Source organism: Rhodococcus sp. NPDC059968, from assembly GCF_042738615.1.
In the GTDB taxonomy this organism is placed as follows: Bacteria; Actinomycetota; Actinomycetes; order Mycobacteriales; family Mycobacteriaceae; genus Rhodococcus_F.
Map to the genome: position 1 here is coordinate 7,442 of NZ_JBHWUE010000129.1, position 16,490 is coordinate 23,931.

Here is a 16,490-nt window from a genome sequence, read left to right on the forward strand (position 1 = left end):
CCGTCCCGGGCCGTCCGCCGCCGTCCCGGGCCCCCCACGTCCGCCTCCCACTCCCGTCGGTTTCGCACGAGTGCGCACGCCGGTTGGACGGCGCCGTCGTACCGACGGTCCGGCGTAGGGCCGGTCGTGTCAGCGGAAAGCGATGTATTTTGTTTCGAGATATTCCTCGATCCCTTCTGCACCGCTCTCACGTCCGAGCCCCGATTCCTTGATCCCGCCGAACGGTGCTGAGACGTCGGAAATAATGCCCCTGTTGACTCCGACCATGCCGGATTCGAGGGCTGAGGAGACGCGGAGCGCGCGATCCAGGCTCTCGGTGTATATGTAGGAAGCGAGGCCGTACTCGGTGTCATTGGCCGCTGCGATCCCCTCCGCCTCGCCATCGAATCCGATGATCGCGGCTACTGGCCCGAAGACTTCCTCCCGTAAGATCTTCGCTGTGTGCGGAACATCAGCCAGCACCGTGGGCTCATAGAAGTACCCCTGGCCCGCAACATGCCGCCCGCCGGTCATGATTGTCGCGCCCTTCGTAACGGCGTCATCCACCAGGCCGGCCACGGTCGAGCGCTGACGACTTGTGATCAGAGGACCGACTTGCGTACCTGCTAGATCTCCGCGGCCAACTTTCAGAGATTGCATATGCTGCGTCAGCTTGCTGGTGAAGTCATCCTTCACAACGTTGTCGACATAGATCCGGTTTGCCGCGGTGCACGCTTCTCCTCCGTTTCTCATCTTGGCAGCGAGGGCGCCCTCGACCGCTGCGTCGATATCGGCGTCCGCGAAGACAATGAAGGGGGCATTCCCTCCCAACTCCATGGACGTTCGCAGAACATGCTTCGCTGCACGCTGGAGAAGCAGCTTGCCGACGCCTGTTGACCCAGTAAAAGTAACTTTCCGAAGCCTGTCGTCGTCCAGAAGCGGACTTGTTAGAGTCTCGGCTTGCGTAGTTGGGAGTATTGACAACACACCCTCAGGTAGTCCTGCCTCGCACATGACTTCACCGAGAAGCAGCATCGTCAGGGGTGTTTCAGCAGCGGGTTTGACGACCATCGTGCACCCTGCAGCGAGGGCGGGAGCAATCTTTCGGGTTCCCATGGCGAGTGGAAAGTTCCAGGGAGTGATCGCCAAGGTTGGGCCAACCGGTTCCTTGGTGACCAGGATTCGTCCGGCGCCAGAGGGTGATTGGGTGTAGCGGCCATTGATTCGTACCGCTTCCTCCGCAAACCAGCGCAAGAATTCCGCGCCGTAGTTGACTTCGCCGTAGCTCTCGGCCAGGGGCTTTCCCATCTCGAGGGTCATCAGCATGGCGAAATCGTCGCTCCGCTCAATGACAAGCTCCCAAGCGCGTCGCAGGATGTCTGAGCGTCGTCGGGCGGGGGTCGCGGCCCAGACTGCCTGCGTTCGTGCCGCGGTCTCTAGGGCTCGGATGCCGTCCTCGGGTTGCGCGTCCGCGACCTCCGCCAGGATCTCGCCGTTCGCAGGGTTACGTACAGGGAAGGTTCGCTCGCCCGACGCCGCTTGTTGTTCGCCATTTATCCAAAGCCCGGTTGGTATGGAATCGAGCAATGACCGGATATCCACTACTACTCCTTCGTGATACGTCTGTATCGCCGGTTCGAAATTTCCTGACTTTCACCAGGGGCCATGACGGTGGTGCTGGGCCTCGCTGATATCTTCGGGTTTTGGCAGAACAGGACTGGGCAGACCTAGGCAGACCTGTGCAGGGCTTACGAGAGAGATGGTGAGCGCGTGAATCCGCTTAGAATAGTGAAAGAAGATTGAGGCCGAACCTTACTTCTTGCAGACGCCGCCGTTGATGCGCGCGAGCTAGTAGTGCATCTTCCAGTCGAATTCGCTTGAAATGGACGGTATCTGAGGCCCTCATCTGTCCGACGATGTCGAGGTCGCAACTGATGATAGTACCGATGGTCGCATAACCCCCACCAGTGACTGCATCGCGAAGCAGGCAGATCGGTTCTTCGCCGTTGGGAATCTGGATCGACCCCATCGGGTAGCCGAGATCGACAACGTTGCTGGGATTGTTGCCGGCGCCGAAAGGTGGTTCGCGGTCTACGAATGTAAGCGATGGTCCGATCAGGCGGTAACCGGTCCGATCCGACTCGGACGACACCGTATATGGCGACGCGAAGAAGGTTTCGATGCTGTCCTGGTCAAACCTGTGATGGCACAGACCTGCTACTACGCGAATCTCATAGCTTCCGTCGAGAATCGGGCGCAGACGTGGGTCGACCATACTTCCTGGACCGGGGCATCCACATGAATCGGCGCTTCCGATGGGGAGGTCATCGCCGATGGTGATCGCTGAGCCCCTGAGTCCACCGATTGCGGAGCTGACATATGTCGATCGGCTTCCCAGAAATGGTTGGCTGTCGATTCCGCCGCGGATCGCTATGTATGCGCGGCACCCGGTACGTAGGGCTCCGACGGTCAAGGTTTGACCAGCGTCGATGTGGAGTGTCATCCACCCTTCACTGAGGACGTCGTCGACCCAAATATCTGCGGCGCCCCCGGTAACTGCCACACACGCTGGTGAGTCGAAATAGAGCTTCGGCCCTACCAAGGTCACTTCCAGCGTTGCTGCCGAGGGATGGTTCCCGACGAGCATGTTGGCACAGCGATGCGAGAACTGATCCATCGATCCCGACGGGGGTAGTCCCATTGCGTAGTATCCGTCACGACCCAAGTCTTGTACCAGGGTGTATGCACCAGCCGCGTTGACGGTCACCATCGGAGAGTGCCCTTCAATTCCGCGGCGTAGCCGACCGGGTCGTCGAGGAATCGTGATAGAACGAATGTGACCGGATGGCGATTGTACTGATAAATCCCCATTTTCGAAGATGCTCGAATCTCGCTGTACTGGTCGCCGTGGATTGGTCGAAACTGGATGAGGCTCGAAGAAGTGGTAAGAACCATGGACTTCTGGAATCCGGGCGTCGTCTGTGCGAGATCGACGACCGGGACGGGCGAACGACCTAAAAGTTGATATCCGCCCACTCCTTTTGTTGGGTATATAACCGTGAACGCTCCTCCGTGCGCGACTGCACGGGAGGGTGTTTCGGTTCGTGGACGTAGGTACTTTGGTGCTTGAATCTGCCTGTTTCGTGGCACCAGTTGCATACTCTCAGTGTTTCCTGGCTTGAAGCACGGAAACGTGACAATAAAGGGAGCGGAAGAGTGTGCGGAAATCAATTCGTCAATCGATGAGAATCCATTCACGCGCGCTGTGTATTGGATATCGGTTTCAGTAGAGGATTGATGCCGATCGCGGAATTTCATGCAGGTTTCGGACGTTGCGGGATCGTCGTACCACACCGGTATTTCGACGATGTCAGTATCGAGAGACACGGTGCAAGAGTCAGCGAACTGTCTGTGGAGGCCGTCAAGCACCTGGATCAATCGGCGAGCGTCGAGGACGTCCGGGTCGAGTCGGATCATATAGCTCGCATTGGCGGGTGCGACGTCAACTACCCCCGCAAGATTCAGCCGTGTGAGCTCGGTGGTGATGGCCTGTATGCGAAGCGCCTCAGCGAGGTCCATGTCTTCGCCGAGTTCGACGAACACGAACTCGTCACCTCCGAAGCTCGCGCGCGACTGGTCACAAAGGAACTCGTAGGGCGTCGACGTCATTGCTGGTCCACTTTCGTGAATGGAGAGCGAACGACAAAGCCGGACTCCTCGAGCCTTCTTCGGACTGTCGCGGCGATCGCGACGGCATTGGGACGATCGCCGTGAATACAGATCGATCGGACAGGCATGGCAATCGAAGGACCGGCCGTGGTCGATACGAAGCCGTTGGCCATATCGATCGCTCGGGCTGCTACGAACTCGGGATTCTTCGGCTGAGGGCGTGGCTCGACGATGTTGATGCCATCCGCGTCGAAGTCGAGGTCTGCGGCGTTCTCGGGGATGGACGGAAGCCCTTCGCTGCAGACGGCGTCGAAGGCGGCGGTCGGAGCGAACATCAGCGGAATCCCGGGCCTGATTTTCTGCAGTTCCCGAGCTACCGCGACGGCGAGGTCGGGTGCTCGGCATATTCTGCCCATCAGGGCGCCGTGGGGCTTGACGTGGGTCAGCTCGACTGACTCCGTTGAAGCGATGGCCTGCAATGCGCCGACTTGGTACGTGATGTAGTCGATGACGTCCGCGTCGGTAGCGGGAAGAGCGCGGCGACCGAACCCTAGGAGGTCGGGATAACCGGGGTGGGCCCCGACGGAGATGCCGGCATCGCGAGCCTGGGAAACGGCTCTACGCATTGTGGTGGGATCACCAGCGTGATACCCGCAGGCGATGTTCGTGGTCGTGACGAACCTGAACAGGCCTGCGTCGTCCCCCAGGGACCACCGGCCGAAACCCTCACCCGCATCGGCGTTGATGTCGATAGCTTGCGCACTCATCTGCTTACTTTCTGGCTGAAACTCTGAATCGTTAACTGGGGCTGGTGACTACCGTGACAAGAATCGCTCGAACGATCCAAACAGCGTTCCGAGCAAACGGTTTGCGTCGCTCCTGTTGAAGACCAGAGGCGGTCTGATCTTCAGCACATTTCCTGCGGGACCCGATGCCGAGACCAGTACGAAATTGCGTCGCATGTCGTCGACGATCTTTTTCGCGAGCGCACCGGCCGGTCTCCCGGTCTCCGGGTCGTCGACGATGTCGATCCCGATGAACATGCCAGTGCCTCGGACTTCGAAGACCTGGGGCCACTGTGCCGAGGCGCGGCGTAGCTCCTCGAGAAGGTAGGTGCCGACGGTGTGCGCATTATCGATCAGGTTCTCGTCGCGGACGACGTCCAGGACGGCCTGGGCGGCTGCAATGGGAACGGTACTGCCGCCGAAGGTGTTGAAGTATCGTACGTTTTCGCCGAACGTTCGTCCCACGTCGCTTCTCAGGACGGTGGCAGCAACGGGAATTCCATTGCCCATTGGTTTGCCGATGGTCACAATGTCGGGGACTACGTGGTGCCGCTGGAATCCCCACCACGATTCACCGGTGCGCCCGAAACCGGGCTGGACCTCATCCGCGATATATACGCCGCCGGCCCCTCGGACCTCCTCTGCGAGGACGCCAAGCACCGAGGTCGGATGTGAAAACACGCCGTCGGAGGAGAAGATGCTGTCCGCGATGAAAGCGCACAGTCCGAAGCCATGTCGATTTAGGTCGGCGATCGCGGAACGGATCTGCTCTCTCATGAAGTCGGCGAGATCGCCGTGATCGTGAAGGCGGATGCTGTCCGGTTCGGCGATGACCCGGACGTGCGGTCCCAGGGGAGAGGTCTTGCCCAGGGATGGGGAGAACGCGGCGACAGCTTCGGTTACGCCGTGGTACGCGTTTCGAGTGACAATGATTCCGTCGTTGCCGGTGTGTGCACGGGCGATTCGGATGGCAAGGTCGTTCGCCTCGGAACCTGAACAGGTGAAGGTCACTCGGTCGAGCTCGGAGGGAAAAGTAGAGAGTAGATCTTCGGAGTAGTCGAGGATCTGGTCCTGTAGGTAGCGTGTGTTCGTGTTGAGGATGCCGAGTTGCTTCGAGACGGCTTCAGTGACGGCGGGATGGCAGTGTCCGACCGAGGCGACGTTGTTGTAGGCATCGAGGTACTCGTTTCCCTCGGCGTCATACAAGTAGACGCCTCGGCCGCGCTGCACGTCCACCGGGTCGGAGTAGAACAGCTGATATCCGGGCCCGAGCAGACTCTTCCGGCGTTCGATCTGAGCGCGTGTTCGTGCTGGCTGGCGTTGGAGGTCTTGTTCTGAGAACCCATTCACCATTTCTGGTCTCCGCGGCCGCGAGTTGGCTGTCGACAGTTCCATGGCGTGCCCTATCTTGTCGATGATGAAGCGTTGATCGAATGGATGCGGTCGACGACCTCAGTCCACGTGGGCCCAGGAATGGATCGAATGACGGCCCAGTCGTGAGCCGCGTGGGATAAGACGTAGTCGGCACGGGACGGATCTCTGTATGCACGCCACTGTGCGATGAGAACTCGCTGCAAGCTTCGCGACGCGGTTGCAATCGGGAGCAGGGAAAGCTCATTGGCATCAGGGGTGCGACCGGCGAGGTAGCCCGACAGCATGTCGAGGGCGCGGTGCCATGGGTCGTCGGCGTGAGCGTCCAACTGGTTCGACATCGCGATGGCGACATCGAAGATCTCCGCTGTGTCGGTGGTGTCGCCGAAGTCGATGATTCCGGAGACGTATTCCGGTTGGTTGTCGTCGACAAGAACGTTGTGCGCGCTGAAGTCTCCGTGAACCACCTGATGCCGCAGCTGAGGAATGCGGCTTCCGACATGATGGGCAAACGCGTCGAAGATCTGTTCACCCAGTTTGCGGTCCTCGGGTTGGTTGATCTGCTCGAGAAGTGGGCGAAGGCTCATGAAGTAGCGCAGGTCCCACACCAGAATCCGGGCTTGCTGAGGGTGAGAAAAATCGGCAAGGGCATCGGTTATCGCAGCGTGTGTCCGGCCGACGGTGGCGATCTGTTCCTTAGTCGGGTGGTTCGAGCTGAGCGCGGATCCAGGTAGGAATTTCATCACACGCAGTACACGCGCCCCAGGGCCGCCCGGTCCTGCCAGATCGTATTCATATCGTCCGTCGGTGCCACGCTGAACCGAGGGGATCGGCAGGTTGGGTGCCGATTGAGCGATGTGGAGGAGGGCCGAGGTTTGGAGGTTCACGATGCTGGGCGCTTCTTGCTCCCCGCTGACCTTGACGAGCAGTCTCTCGTGGTCTGTGTGTAAGACGAATGTCTCGTCCTTCTCGGTCGGAATCCGTGTCAACCGCCCGGTTAGCCGGAAGTGCTCGTCGAGTGCCGTGAGGACTGTTCGTTCGTCGAGATCGCGCGTTGGAGCGCTGAGGCCGCTTGCAGCCATGAGAGAATCGAAATGGAGCATCTCTGACGCTTCGTTACGTGGGGGCAGGTCGTGAAGCCGGTTGGTGCGTGCCATGTTCACTCCTCATGAATGCCGGATCGGGTCCACTACTCGAGGCAGGTATGGGTAGCTAGGAAGCGACCCAACCGCCGTCGATCAGCAGGCTCGAGCCGTGGATGTACGAGGCGGCGGGTGAGGCCAAGAAGGCGACGGCAGGGGCGATGTCGCTCACTTCGCCGACTCGACCCGCCGGGGTGGAAGCGAGCATCTGCTGCTCGTAGTCTTTGTCGGCGAGAAGGTGTGCGTTGATGCTTGTGCGCACATTGCCTGGGGCTACGGCATTGACTCGGATTCCCTTCGGGGCGAACTCCGCTGTCAATGACTTAACGAGCAGTTCGACTGCTCCCTTGGTTGCGCAGTACGCACTCGAGTTGGGAAAACCGACGTGTCCACAGATCGACGAAACGAAGATCACGGAACTTCCGTCGCCCAAGTGCTCCGCGGCAGCTCTGGTGAGGCGGAACGGTGCCCGCACGTTGACTGCCCACTGGGTGTCGAGCTCGGAGTCCGGCGTTTCGTCGAACGGCGTCGGAAGGAAGACACCAGCGGCGTGGACCACGATGTCGATCGCGCCGAAACGCTCGATAGCTTTGGCTCTGATCTCCTCCGGTGCTGTGTCCGCGGTGATGTCGATGCTCAACCGGTCCGCTTCTGCTCCCGAAAGACCGAGTTCGTCGACGACGGCGTTGAGGCGTTCGAGATCGCGGCCGACGAGGAGGACGTCGGCGCCGGCTCCGCTGAGTTCACGGGCGATTTCGGCGCCGATGCCTGAGCTGGCTCCGGTGACGACGGCGACCTTGCCCTTGAGCGAGGTGGGTGTGCTTGGCATGTGTGGTCCTTACTGTCGGGGGATTAGCTATGGAAAACCAGTGCATGGGTGGGACTGCGGGGGCCTTTCAGCTGCCGATCTGGCATTACTGCTGGCTGAGTGTGTTTCGGGTGCCGCCAACCGTTTACCTGCCGAAACACCCTAATGTTAGATTATCTGCGTTAAGGACATTATGCTGGTCGCTGCGCCGTAAAGCAAGAAATGTTGCAAAGATCAGGTCGGCGCCAGGTGTAGTACCCCTCTGGCACTTGCAGTTTGGACCAGGACGACACTCGCGCACCGAGAAGGGACGAGATGTGGGAACGAGGAAGTACCCGCCAGAACTGCGTGACCAGGCAGTACGCATTTATCGGGAAATGGAACCGAAACCGCTGATCCGGTCGCCTCGCCAAGCAGCTGAATGTGAACCCGCAGGCGCTGAGGAACTGGATCTGGCTGGAAGAGGCCGAGACCGGGAAACGTCGTTCGACAAGCGACAGTCACGCCGCCGGAGAGCCGAGGGGCAGTCAATAAGGACTGGGGTTCGTAGCGGCCCATCTTTCGGACGCCCGCGACGCAGGTCGTCAGCGGTCATGGACCAAACCCACACGTCGCGGACGCATAGAACCCGGTACTGCTCCCTGGCTGGCCCCTTCGATCGCACCTGAGTCATCGAGGCCAGTTTCGCTGCGGATAAGCACGTTTCAGCTCGGTCACTTCGGTAAGCCCGGAGCCGACCTCGCCAATAATTTGCCAGAGTCGTTCCGTGAACCGGCTCCGACACATTCCGAAATTGACGAAGGTCTCCTCCTCCGGGGCGCCGCCGAACGGTGCCCAGGTTCGGGCGAAGTCGAGTATGTCTTCAGCTTCTTTGCCCAGCATCGATGGCCGGGAGCGAAGACGCTCGGCTTCTCGTCGTCGATCGCGCCATCGACGGTAGCGCCGGACGTCCACCTCCACCGGATCAGAGTTACCTGCGGATGATTTTGTCTGCCGATCAGGGTTCTCCCCGTCGGATGCGTGTGTTACGGACATGTCTCTTCTGCTTCACCGCGAAGGGTTGTTAAGTGGTCTTGCAGGAGTGGAATTTGGACAGTTGCGGACGTCGACGGGCGGGGTCCAGGGTTCGGCTCCTACGTCGGTGGTTCCTGGCCTGAGTAGTGAGGCGGGGCGGTTCACGCGAATCGCGTACCCAGCACAACCCGAATGCCACGCTTGCCGGCGTGATGACGAGGCCGGCCCGGTCGAAGTGAGCAAATTCGTCTGGGGCACGGTGAACCACGAGCGGTCGACCAACATGGCGAGGGCAGATGCGGGGCTACCCGTACCAAGTGTCCATGCGATCGCGACAGAATCAAGGTGAACAGCTGTGTCTCAAGTGTATTGCTCTGATCTCACCGAACTTGCGACCATTCCCGGCTCACATATGGTGTGAATCTATGTTGCGATGAGCCGGACGCTGTTCACTCCTGAAGGTGTTCTTCAAGGGAGACATCGCTGTTCCGTCTGTAGGCGATGGCCCCGTACGCAGCTCCTACAACCAGGACAACTGGCATGAAAGCGACGTACCGTGACTCACTCCCTGTCACCTCCTGATAATGGGCCACGATGATCGTGCCGATGGAGATCAGCCCTGCGGCCGCAATTGCGGGTGCGATACGTACTGACCACACCGTGCCTGGTAGAAAACCTCGCGCGGAGGCAACGATGACACTTACTGCGCACCCTGTCATGAGGTAGATGATCGCTAGGGAGGTGACACCCGACACCGCCGGAATGAGGTTGATCAGTGGATCCATGCCGGCAACGATGAACGGCAACAGAATGACTAGGCATAGGACGATCTGGGTCAATGAAGCAATAACTGGTGTCCCGAATCGGGGGTGGACGCGCGCGAGCCCGCGAGGAAGCAAGCCGGCCCGAGCTAGCGAGAAGTGGTAGCGAGCGGCCATACTATGGAATACGACTGCGGCTGCCAAGAAGCTGAACGCGAGGCAGAAGCTGATCGCTGCACCCGACCAGTTTCCGAGGTACTGGTCCGAGGCCCTCATCACTAGCGTGCCTGGATCTTCCTGGGCTGCGGCTTCCACATCGCCGAATGCGGCAATCAAAGACCATGTCGATCCAATGAAGACGGCGACGAGCAGCGCGAGAGCGAGGAATGTTGCAGACTTGATGCTACGACCAGGGGATTTGCATTCTTCCCCGTAACTGGCCGCGGCTTCGTAGCCTGCGAAGGACAACATGCAGAAGACCAAGGTCAACGCATAGTTGCCGTCGAGCATCGCCGATGGCGTATATCCGTCGAATGTAAATCCGCTCGGCCGCTGAAGCAGGACGGCGATGGCTAGCGCGCCAAGCAGCACGAACTGTGCGATACAGATCGACGCCGTCACCTTCGAGGCGATTTGGATCCCGAAGTAGCCAAGTGCCCAGACTGCCGCGAGAGCCACCAGCGAGTAGATGTACCAGCCGATTTCGATACCCAGGTACGTTGAGAAGGCAATTTCTGTGAAGTACCCGGCCGCCGACACCATCGCAGCTGTGCCCATGTTGTAACCGATGCCGGCGATGAACGCCGACGCTGAGCCGGTGGTGCGGCCAAGTCCGAACCCGATGAACGCGTAGTACGCTCCCGCATTGACGACGTGACGACTCAATGCCACGTAGCCGAGAGTGAAGATGCCAAGCAACGCACCGACCGCGACGATCCAGCCCAAGGTTCCTGTACCGGAGCCGAATCCGAGGCTCAGTGAGAGGTTGGATGCCATTGCCGTTAGTGGTGCAGTAGCAGCGATGATCATGAAGACCATGCCGGGAACGCCGATGGAATTTCGGCGGAGACCCGAGTGCGAATCGGGTGCGGCCTCCGTTTGAGGATTTGTTGTCATGGTGCTGCCTTCTGTGAGTGTTCCGGAATCCCCCGGGCGTTGCCGATGCAGCGACAGAGAACGATGGTGTGTGGTTACGGAGAAGGAAGGTGGTGGGCCCTGGCGCAATGACCACGCTGTGATGACTACGTGCATTCGTTTGGCCTTGGGCGCGGGTCGCCCCGACTGATGCGCTTGAGCCTGCACCAGTCGGGGCATCGGTGTCTCAGCGGCCGCGTCACACATGGGTGAATGTTCCCGAAGTGCGGTCTTCCGAAGCTTTCCTATGACGGTTCAGGGAAGCTTATCGACGAGGATGAACTTCTTGGGGCACTCATGATCTGCCAAACTCATACGACATTGTGTGTTCAGTTCGTCCTCGGTGACCGTGTCGTTGCCTTGGCGACGTGTGCGGTGACCAGTTCTCCCTATCTAGCGGTGGAATGAGCCGTGAGTACGTCCTCGACTTCAACGGACGACGCATCCTCTCCGCCGGAGATGGCAATGTCCCTTTTGCGGTCGGTGACGATGCGGTGACCGTTATCATCGAGCTTGCTCGACATCACCTGTGCGCACCTATCTCGACATCACCTGTGCGCACCTATGAAGCCGCCTCGACCTTTTCGTTGGCATCCTCGTCGCGCCAGTAGACGAGAAGGTTGTGGTTCGATCGCGCGAGTATCGCTCCGTCGGGCTCCTGGATGCGGACCTTAGGTAAGGGTTCCCCAGGATGTGGTGGGCGGGTCAGGTTCGTCGACTAGCGCGACCCGGTCCATGTAGCCAATCTCAGCCCGGTTGAGGAAATCGCGAATATTCAATGAGACGGGCATGCCGACTTCTCCGCCGCCTACTGAGGATCTTCACTCGTGACGGGTGTTCGGACATCGAGCCAGTCAAAGATCCGACCGAACGCATAGCGCTGCCCGCCCAAATGGCAGTGCGCATCGGCGCCTTCTTCTTCGGTGAATCTCATCAAGGTCTTGTCTGACGTGGTCAGTGCGTTATAGACCTGCTCCGGCTGGCCTTCGAAGAAGAGGTCGTCCGCAGCCTCGCATACGAGTACGGCGCACGAGATCTTCTCTGCAATCCCATCACGGAGGTGGTACGCGAGGGTCTGGGCCGCGTACTCTCGCGGGGTGGTACCGCCCATCACAAATTGGCCGTGAGCGAAGGCCCAGCGTGCGGTCGGGCTGGATTGCATTGCCTTCTCGATGTTTGCGTCGATCTCAGGAGCAGCGTCGGCTGTGACTGCCTTCTCCACGTCGTCGCGACTGCCTTCGATGAACTTCATCGTGACGGCACCGAGATCGTATACGCCGTCGACGGCCATCACAGCCTTCAGGCGTGGTTCGAACGCGGCTGCGCGGAGGCACAACTCGCCGCCAAGACTAACTCCGAGCAGGCTGATTTTGTCCGTATCGACTTCCGGTCTATCGCTCACATAGTCGATCACAGGACTTACGACATTCTCCCAGTCGGGGCGGAAGAGCAGCCCCTTGTGATGCCGTGTCCCGGGCTGGCCGGGTCCGTCGAAGCACAGAACGTTGTAACCGCGTTCCTGTGCAGCAAGCGCGCCGAAGAACCGCATCTCTTCAGCAGTGCCGTCGAAGCCGTTGTGCATCACGATGAGTGGCTGCGGTGAGGGGAGCTGGCTCGGGTAGAAATAGCCCGGAAGTGTGGTGCCTTCGAAGGGGATTTCGACGTATTCGATGCTCGGACCGGACAGGTCGACAAAATGACGGTATGACGTGATCGACTTGTCGTATGCCGCGAGGATCCGTGGATCATCCGGATTGCCGTGCAGGAAGAACTCGGCCGTTCGGTAGTAGTTTGACGCACGCAGGTAGCTGTCGCGGGCGCTGATCGGATGGCCGGCTGCATGCGCCTCTGCGGCGACGTTCCACACCCGTTCTGCGGTCGCGAACCACTCGTCGTACCAACTGTCGTAATCGCCGGCCTTGATGCGATCGGCGGTGAGGAGTACTTCACCCAGATCAGCGCCTCCGTAGGCGATGTGTCCCAAGGACCGCAGAGTCTCGAACCAGAAGTTCTCGTCTCCGTGGAAGAACAGTTGCTTCATTCTGCCAACCCCTTAATGTAATTGATTCTGCGTTTGCAGTATGACTCACGACACAGCGCAAACGCAAGAGAGGTTGCGTATGGATTTCCTGGCACGTAGCCTGCGGACATGACGAAAGCTGCAGGAGCGGTCCGCCCTGGGGGTCGCACAGCACGAACGCGCCGAGCTGTGCACGATGCCGTGAAGGAGCTGCTGTCCGAGGGTCGCGACACCGTCTCGATCCGGGACGTGGCACTTCGATCTGGTGTCCACGAAGTCACCATCTATCGCAGGTGGGGAACCCCCGAGTCCCTGGTCCTCGATGTCGCGGTGACCCAGTTGAATGAAGAGTCGCCTCTCCCGGACACCGGAAACCTCCGAACTGACCTTATTAACTGGGCAAAATCGGTGGAGTCCATGCTCCAGACAAACGAAGGTTTCGCCTTCTTCAATGCGGTGTCGGCTGCGCGTAGGTCCGTTCACCGCAAGGCAGAGGAAAACGCAGCGCCGACCGTCGCCGCGTCTGAGTACCTAAAGGAGCGGGCCGACCGGATACGGGACGTGCTCACGCGCGCCGCGGAACGCGGTGATGCACCACCGACAGTCGACACGGTCCTCGACGTCGTACTCGCACCGATATACCTGCGAGCCATCTTCGGCTACCGACAAGGCGAATCCGACCTGTCGATACTTGTCGACCGTGCACTTCAGCTAGGCGAGTTCGGCCGCTAAATTCGTCGAGCGGATCGCATAGCCGAACTTGTCGAGGCGCCGAGCGATCTTCCCTCGATCTTGCGCGGCTGTGAAGCAGGGGATTGTGAGAAGATGTCAGTAATGATTGCGCCGCTTGCGGTGGCTGCGTTGGCCTTGTTGGTCGAACGTGACATGCACCCTTACGAGATGCTTCATCTGCTGCAGCTGCGCGGTTTGCAGCGATACGTCAAGATTCGGCCTGGCTCGTTCTACCACGCGGTCGCCCGTTTGGAACGGGACGGTCTGCTCGTAGTGGTCGGGACCGCTCAGCACGGCAATCGTCCTGCGCGGACTATCTACACGATCACCACTGAGGGACGTGCCACGTTGAGAGAGAATGTTATGCAAACTCTGACGGGCACGACACACGACCGCCCTCTCCCACTGGCCCTTGCTCAGGCACATCACCTCGATACCGACACCGTTGTCAGCTCGCTTACCGAGCGAATTCAAAAGCTGGACCAGCAACTGGAGGAGTTCGAGCTCCTCGCTGCCAGTTTCTGTGGCCGCCCTCGGATGCTAGGGCTTCACGCAGACTTCATGCGCGCGATGACCCGCACCGAGATCCTTTGGCTAAGAAACGTCGTGGAACAGCTCGCTGCCACACCTGGCGCGGCCGATCCCACGTAGTCGTGCAAGGAGTCGGGGCCCGAGCCGGTTTGGAGGCCGAGACTGGAAGCCCGGTGATCATTCGAACCGCCCGCTACGGCAAGGGGAAGGGCCAAGTAGTGGGCGGCGTACAGTCTGACCGTCTCGTGACGAGGGAGATCCTCGACCGGGCGGAGGCGCTGGCGGAGGTGTTCGAGGGTACGAGCCGCGCCGGGGAGATCGCCGCGACCTGAATGCGGGCGACACCGCAAGTTGCGGTTGACGACAGAACACCCCTCACCTACTCGAGGTGAGGGGTGTTTGTGTGACGTAGTCGATGCTTGAACTTTGAATAGATGTCTGGTGGCGACGGCAGTCCGCCGATATTCTGGCCGCGCACCGATCCGACTCCCAGTGTTTGGTCGGTGCAGGAGTCCCTGCCTTCCCCCGAAAGTTGGGCGGGGCTTCGCCTGCCGCGGCTGTGGGTGCCTGCCGGCAGTGAGACCCCACCAGCAGCGCGTCACGGTTCAGCCGGTGGGGTCTCTATGCGGTCGGCCGTCGATTGGTTCGCAGATCGCGCCAGGCCCGGGACGGACAGCCCGGGGCGGCGCATTCGTACAGGTCGGTCTCGACGAGCACGCCGCCAAGGCTGGCGTAGATGTAGTGCCGGAACGCGGCGTTGCCACACGTCACGCAGTCAGTGTTGAGCTGGATCCACTCGCCTCCCGTGGCCGCACCCTAGCTGGACAGAGCGCGGCGCCGGCCGCGAGGTCGGATCGCGCTGGTGACGACGCGATAGAAGCGCATCAGGATTCGAATCGGCCTTGGTGTGAGCAGAACTGACGCGTCGGAGTCGTGGGTGTCGCGGCAGAAGACGATCATGTCGTGGTAGTTCTGCAGCCCGGTCTCGATCGGGGTGTCCTGGACGAGGTGGTTGCCGCCGAGCTCGATGTGCAGCAGGTCGGCTGGGTAGGTGAGGAGTCGGTCGCGCAGTCGGTAGGCGGTGTCGGGGTCGGGGTCGGGTGAGGATCGACTTCCAGTGGCCTGTAGATCTCCGGCGTAACGAGCCGGATCCGCCAGTGGCATCGTCGGGGAGATGTGTCCGAACCGCGCCTGGTCGAGAACAACCAGTGGCAGCGGTTGGTCCGGCGCTGTCACACACCTCAGCCGACCACGACCGAGTCACCCTGAACGGAGACACTTCGTGGGACGAGCGCAGCGATCGCCGGACCGGTGTGCACAGACCCGTCGAGATTGAACTTGCTGTCATGGCACGGGCAATTGATGGTGCCGCCGGAGACGTCGGAGACGGTGCATCCCGCGTGCGTGCATGTCGACGAGAACCCGCGGAAGTCACCACCGGTGGGCTGTGTGACGACAACATCGCCGAGCACCGTGCCGCCACCGACGGGAACGTCGCCGGTCGGCACGGTTGCACTCGCGGGATTCGCAGCTGGCCTGGCGCCGGTGCCGGGCGCAGCCGACGCGCGGGTTCTGCGGAACAGCGCGCTGCCTGCGGCCAAGGCGGCTGCCGCAGCGCCGATACCGACGAGAACTGTACGGCGCGGAAGCGCTAGTTGATCGCTCCGCGGGCTCTGCTGCTGGTCACGTTCGTCGGACGGCATGTCAGGCGCTCCCTTGTCTGGGGCTGGGGTCGATGGGACCTCTCATTGGTTATAACGAGGGACGGGGACGACTGGTTCACACGCGCCACACCGGGCAGGGTGTGCCCGACTCGGCGGATGGCTGAGAACCCGTTCACCGTGCGCGGTCGGTTCGCTCTACGGGCAGCATGGGCCGCTCTACACGTGGCGTTGGCTGTGGTGCTGGGTGCCTCAGGGTGTGTCGGAGCTGCTGGCCCGAGCTGATTTCCCCGGGGTGCTGGAGGACATGGAGTCACGGCAGGTCAAGAGCCGATTCGGCTGCGCCGCAGCGTCGGTGATCGTCAGGCCGTTGTGGGAATGGTGATCTGCTCGCTGCCGTCGATGGTCGAGCGCAGGTAGTGCGGGCAGGTGAGCACCTGTCGGGGCACGGGAATCGCCTGACGGTCGGTGCCTGGGTAGAGGCGGTATGCGAGCTGCCCGTCTCGGTGGCGGCCGGTGTCCGGGTCGACGGCGCCGAGGAAGTATCCGTGCGAGGCGCCGGCGGTGGAGAAGATCGTGCGCGCCCACTCGGCGGGCTCGGCGGGCGGCAGATACCGTGGCCGACCGGTTGTCGCGGCGAGGGTGTGCACGAGAACCGTGACCGCGAACCCGGCCACGGCGGGGAACCACTGCTCGGCCGCGACGCCGAGCGCCGTGATGGATGAGTGGATCCGCAGCTCGATGTCCGTTCCGGTGCGCGCCGCCACTGTGATGAGGTGTGGATCCGCTGGGATGCAGATGGTGGCCACGTGGTGCTGTGCGATATCTCCCAATCCCGAAACTCCTCCTGTGGATCGTTAATACTATGCACTGTAAGTTGATT

18 protein-coding genes are annotated in these 16,490 nt (G+C 60.8%); 4 read left to right on the top strand and 14 right to left on the bottom strand.

Annotated features, from left to right (window positions below):
* Nucleotides 1–129: 129 nt before the first annotated feature.
* The 9 genes from ACFWAY_RS47590 to ACFWAY_RS47630 all read right to left on the bottom strand — a co-directional run bounded on the left by ACFWAY_RS47590 (nt 130) and on the right by ACFWAY_RS47630 (nt 10,645).
* Nucleotides 130–1,566, bottom strand: a complete 1,437-nt coding sequence (locus tag ACFWAY_RS47590; RefSeq protein ID WP_378515612.1) for an NAD-dependent succinate-semialdehyde dehydrogenase — start codon at nt 1,564–1,566, stop codon at nt 130–132.
* 193 nt (nt 1,567–1,759) lie between these two features.
* On the bottom strand, nt 1,760–2,749 hold the full coding sequence (locus ACFWAY_RS47595) for a biotin-dependent carboxyltransferase family protein (RefSeq protein WP_378515591.1): 990 nt from the start codon (nt 2,747–2,749) through the stop codon (nt 1,760–1,762).
* Nucleotides 2,743–3,648, bottom strand: a complete 906-nt coding sequence (locus ACFWAY_RS47600) for an allophanate hydrolase subunit 1 (protein WP_378515592.1) — start codon at nt 3,646–3,648, stop codon at nt 2,743–2,745. The genes ACFWAY_RS47595 and ACFWAY_RS47600 overlap by 7 nt, the downstream gene beginning before the upstream one ends.
* Nucleotides 3,645–4,415 carry a 5-oxoprolinase subunit PxpA gene (locus tag ACFWAY_RS47605; protein ID WP_378515593.1) on the bottom strand — a complete coding sequence of 257 codons (771 nt, stop codon included), beginning with the start codon at nt 4,413–4,415 and terminating at the stop codon, nt 3,645–3,647. The genes ACFWAY_RS47600 and ACFWAY_RS47605 overlap by 4 nt, the downstream gene beginning before the upstream one ends.
* 48 nt (nt 4,416–4,463) lie before the next feature.
* The gene (locus ACFWAY_RS47610) at nt 4,464–5,786 is read right to left on the bottom strand and encodes an aspartate aminotransferase family protein (RefSeq protein ID WP_378515594.1); all 1,323 of its coding nucleotides are present in this window, start codon (nt 5,784–5,786) and stop codon (nt 4,464–4,466) included.
* Nucleotides 5,787–5,836: 50 nt separating this feature from the next.
* Nucleotides 5,837–6,961: a phosphotransferase gene (locus tag ACFWAY_RS47615; protein WP_378515595.1), complete on the bottom strand. Its 1,125-nt coding sequence runs from the start codon at nt 6,959–6,961 to the stop codon at nt 5,837–5,839.
* Between the two features lie 55 nt (nt 6,962–7,016).
* Nucleotides 7,017–7,775 carry an SDR family NAD(P)-dependent oxidoreductase gene (locus ACFWAY_RS47620; RefSeq protein ID WP_378515597.1) on the bottom strand — a complete coding sequence of 253 codons (759 nt, stop codon included), beginning with the start codon at nt 7,773–7,775 and terminating at the stop codon, nt 7,017–7,019.
* Between the two features lie 648 nt (nt 7,776–8,423).
* Nucleotides 8,424–8,789, bottom strand: coding sequence for a hypothetical protein (locus ACFWAY_RS47625; RefSeq protein WP_378515598.1), 366 nt, complete (start codon nt 8,787–8,789; stop codon nt 8,424–8,426).
* 428 nt (nt 8,790–9,217) lie between these two features.
* Nucleotides 9,218–10,645 carry an APC family permease gene (locus ACFWAY_RS47630; RefSeq protein ID WP_378515600.1) on the bottom strand — a complete coding sequence of 476 codons (1,428 nt, stop codon included), beginning with the start codon at nt 10,643–10,645 and terminating at the stop codon, nt 9,218–9,220.
* Between the two features lie 422 nt (nt 10,646–11,067).
* Here ACFWAY_RS47630 and ACFWAY_RS47635 point away from each other — a divergent pair, with 422 nt between their 5' ends.
* Entirely contained in the window at nt 11,068–11,274 is a 207-nt protein-coding gene (locus ACFWAY_RS47635; protein ID WP_378515601.1) for a hypothetical protein, read from the top strand.
* Nucleotides 11,275–11,471: 197 nt separating this feature from the next.
* Here the strand turns inward: ACFWAY_RS47635 and ACFWAY_RS47640 are convergent, their stop codons facing one another.
* Nucleotides 11,472–12,704 carry an alpha/beta hydrolase family protein gene (locus ACFWAY_RS47640; RefSeq protein ID WP_378515603.1) on the bottom strand — a complete coding sequence of 411 codons (1,233 nt, stop codon included), beginning with the start codon at nt 12,702–12,704 and terminating at the stop codon, nt 11,472–11,474.
* A 180-nt stretch (nt 12,705–12,884) separates the two neighbouring features.
* On the opposite strand from ACFWAY_RS47640, the gene ACFWAY_RS47645 reads away from it, so the two are divergent.
* The 3 genes from ACFWAY_RS47645 to ACFWAY_RS47655 all read left to right on the top strand — a co-directional run bounded on the left by ACFWAY_RS47645 (nt 12,885) and on the right by ACFWAY_RS47655 (nt 14,278).
* Nucleotides 12,885–13,415, top strand: coding sequence for a TetR-like C-terminal domain-containing protein (locus tag ACFWAY_RS47645; protein WP_378515605.1), 531 nt, complete (start codon nt 12,885–12,887; stop codon nt 13,413–13,415).
* Between the two features lie 102 nt (nt 13,416–13,517).
* A complete protein-coding gene (locus ACFWAY_RS47650) occupies nt 13,518–14,066 on the top strand; it encodes a PadR family transcriptional regulator (protein WP_378515606.1) in 549 nt (182 codons plus the stop codon).
* 53 nt (nt 14,067–14,119) lie between these two features.
* On the top strand, nt 14,120–14,278 hold the full coding sequence (locus ACFWAY_RS47655) for a hypothetical protein (protein WP_378515607.1): 159 nt from the start codon (nt 14,120–14,122) through the stop codon (nt 14,276–14,278).
* 289 nt (nt 14,279–14,567) lie between these two features.
* On the opposite strand, the gene ACFWAY_RS47660 is transcribed toward ACFWAY_RS47655, so the two are convergent.
* The 4 genes from ACFWAY_RS47660 to ACFWAY_RS47675 all read right to left on the bottom strand — a co-directional run bounded on the left by ACFWAY_RS47660 (nt 14,568) and on the right by ACFWAY_RS47675 (nt 16,440).
* Nucleotides 14,568–14,717 (bottom strand): hypothetical protein, encoded by a 150-nt coding sequence (locus ACFWAY_RS47660; RefSeq protein WP_378515608.1) that lies wholly within the window; start codon nt 14,715–14,717, stop codon nt 14,568–14,570.
* Between the two features lie 45 nt (nt 14,718–14,762).
* Nucleotides 14,763–15,182: a hypothetical protein gene (locus ACFWAY_RS47665; RefSeq protein WP_378515609.1), complete on the bottom strand. Its 420-nt coding sequence runs from the start codon at nt 15,180–15,182 to the stop codon at nt 14,763–14,765.
* A 5-nt stretch (nt 15,183–15,187) separates the two neighbouring features.
* Entirely contained in the window at nt 15,188–15,649 is a 462-nt protein-coding gene (locus ACFWAY_RS47670; RefSeq protein ID WP_378515610.1) for a Rieske (2Fe-2S) protein, read from the bottom strand.
* Nucleotides 15,650–15,969: 320 nt separating this feature from the next.
* Entirely contained in the window at nt 15,970–16,440 is a 471-nt protein-coding gene (locus tag ACFWAY_RS47675; protein ID WP_378515611.1) for an N-formylglutamate amidohydrolase, read from the bottom strand.
* Nucleotides 16,441–16,490: the final 50 nt, after the last annotated feature.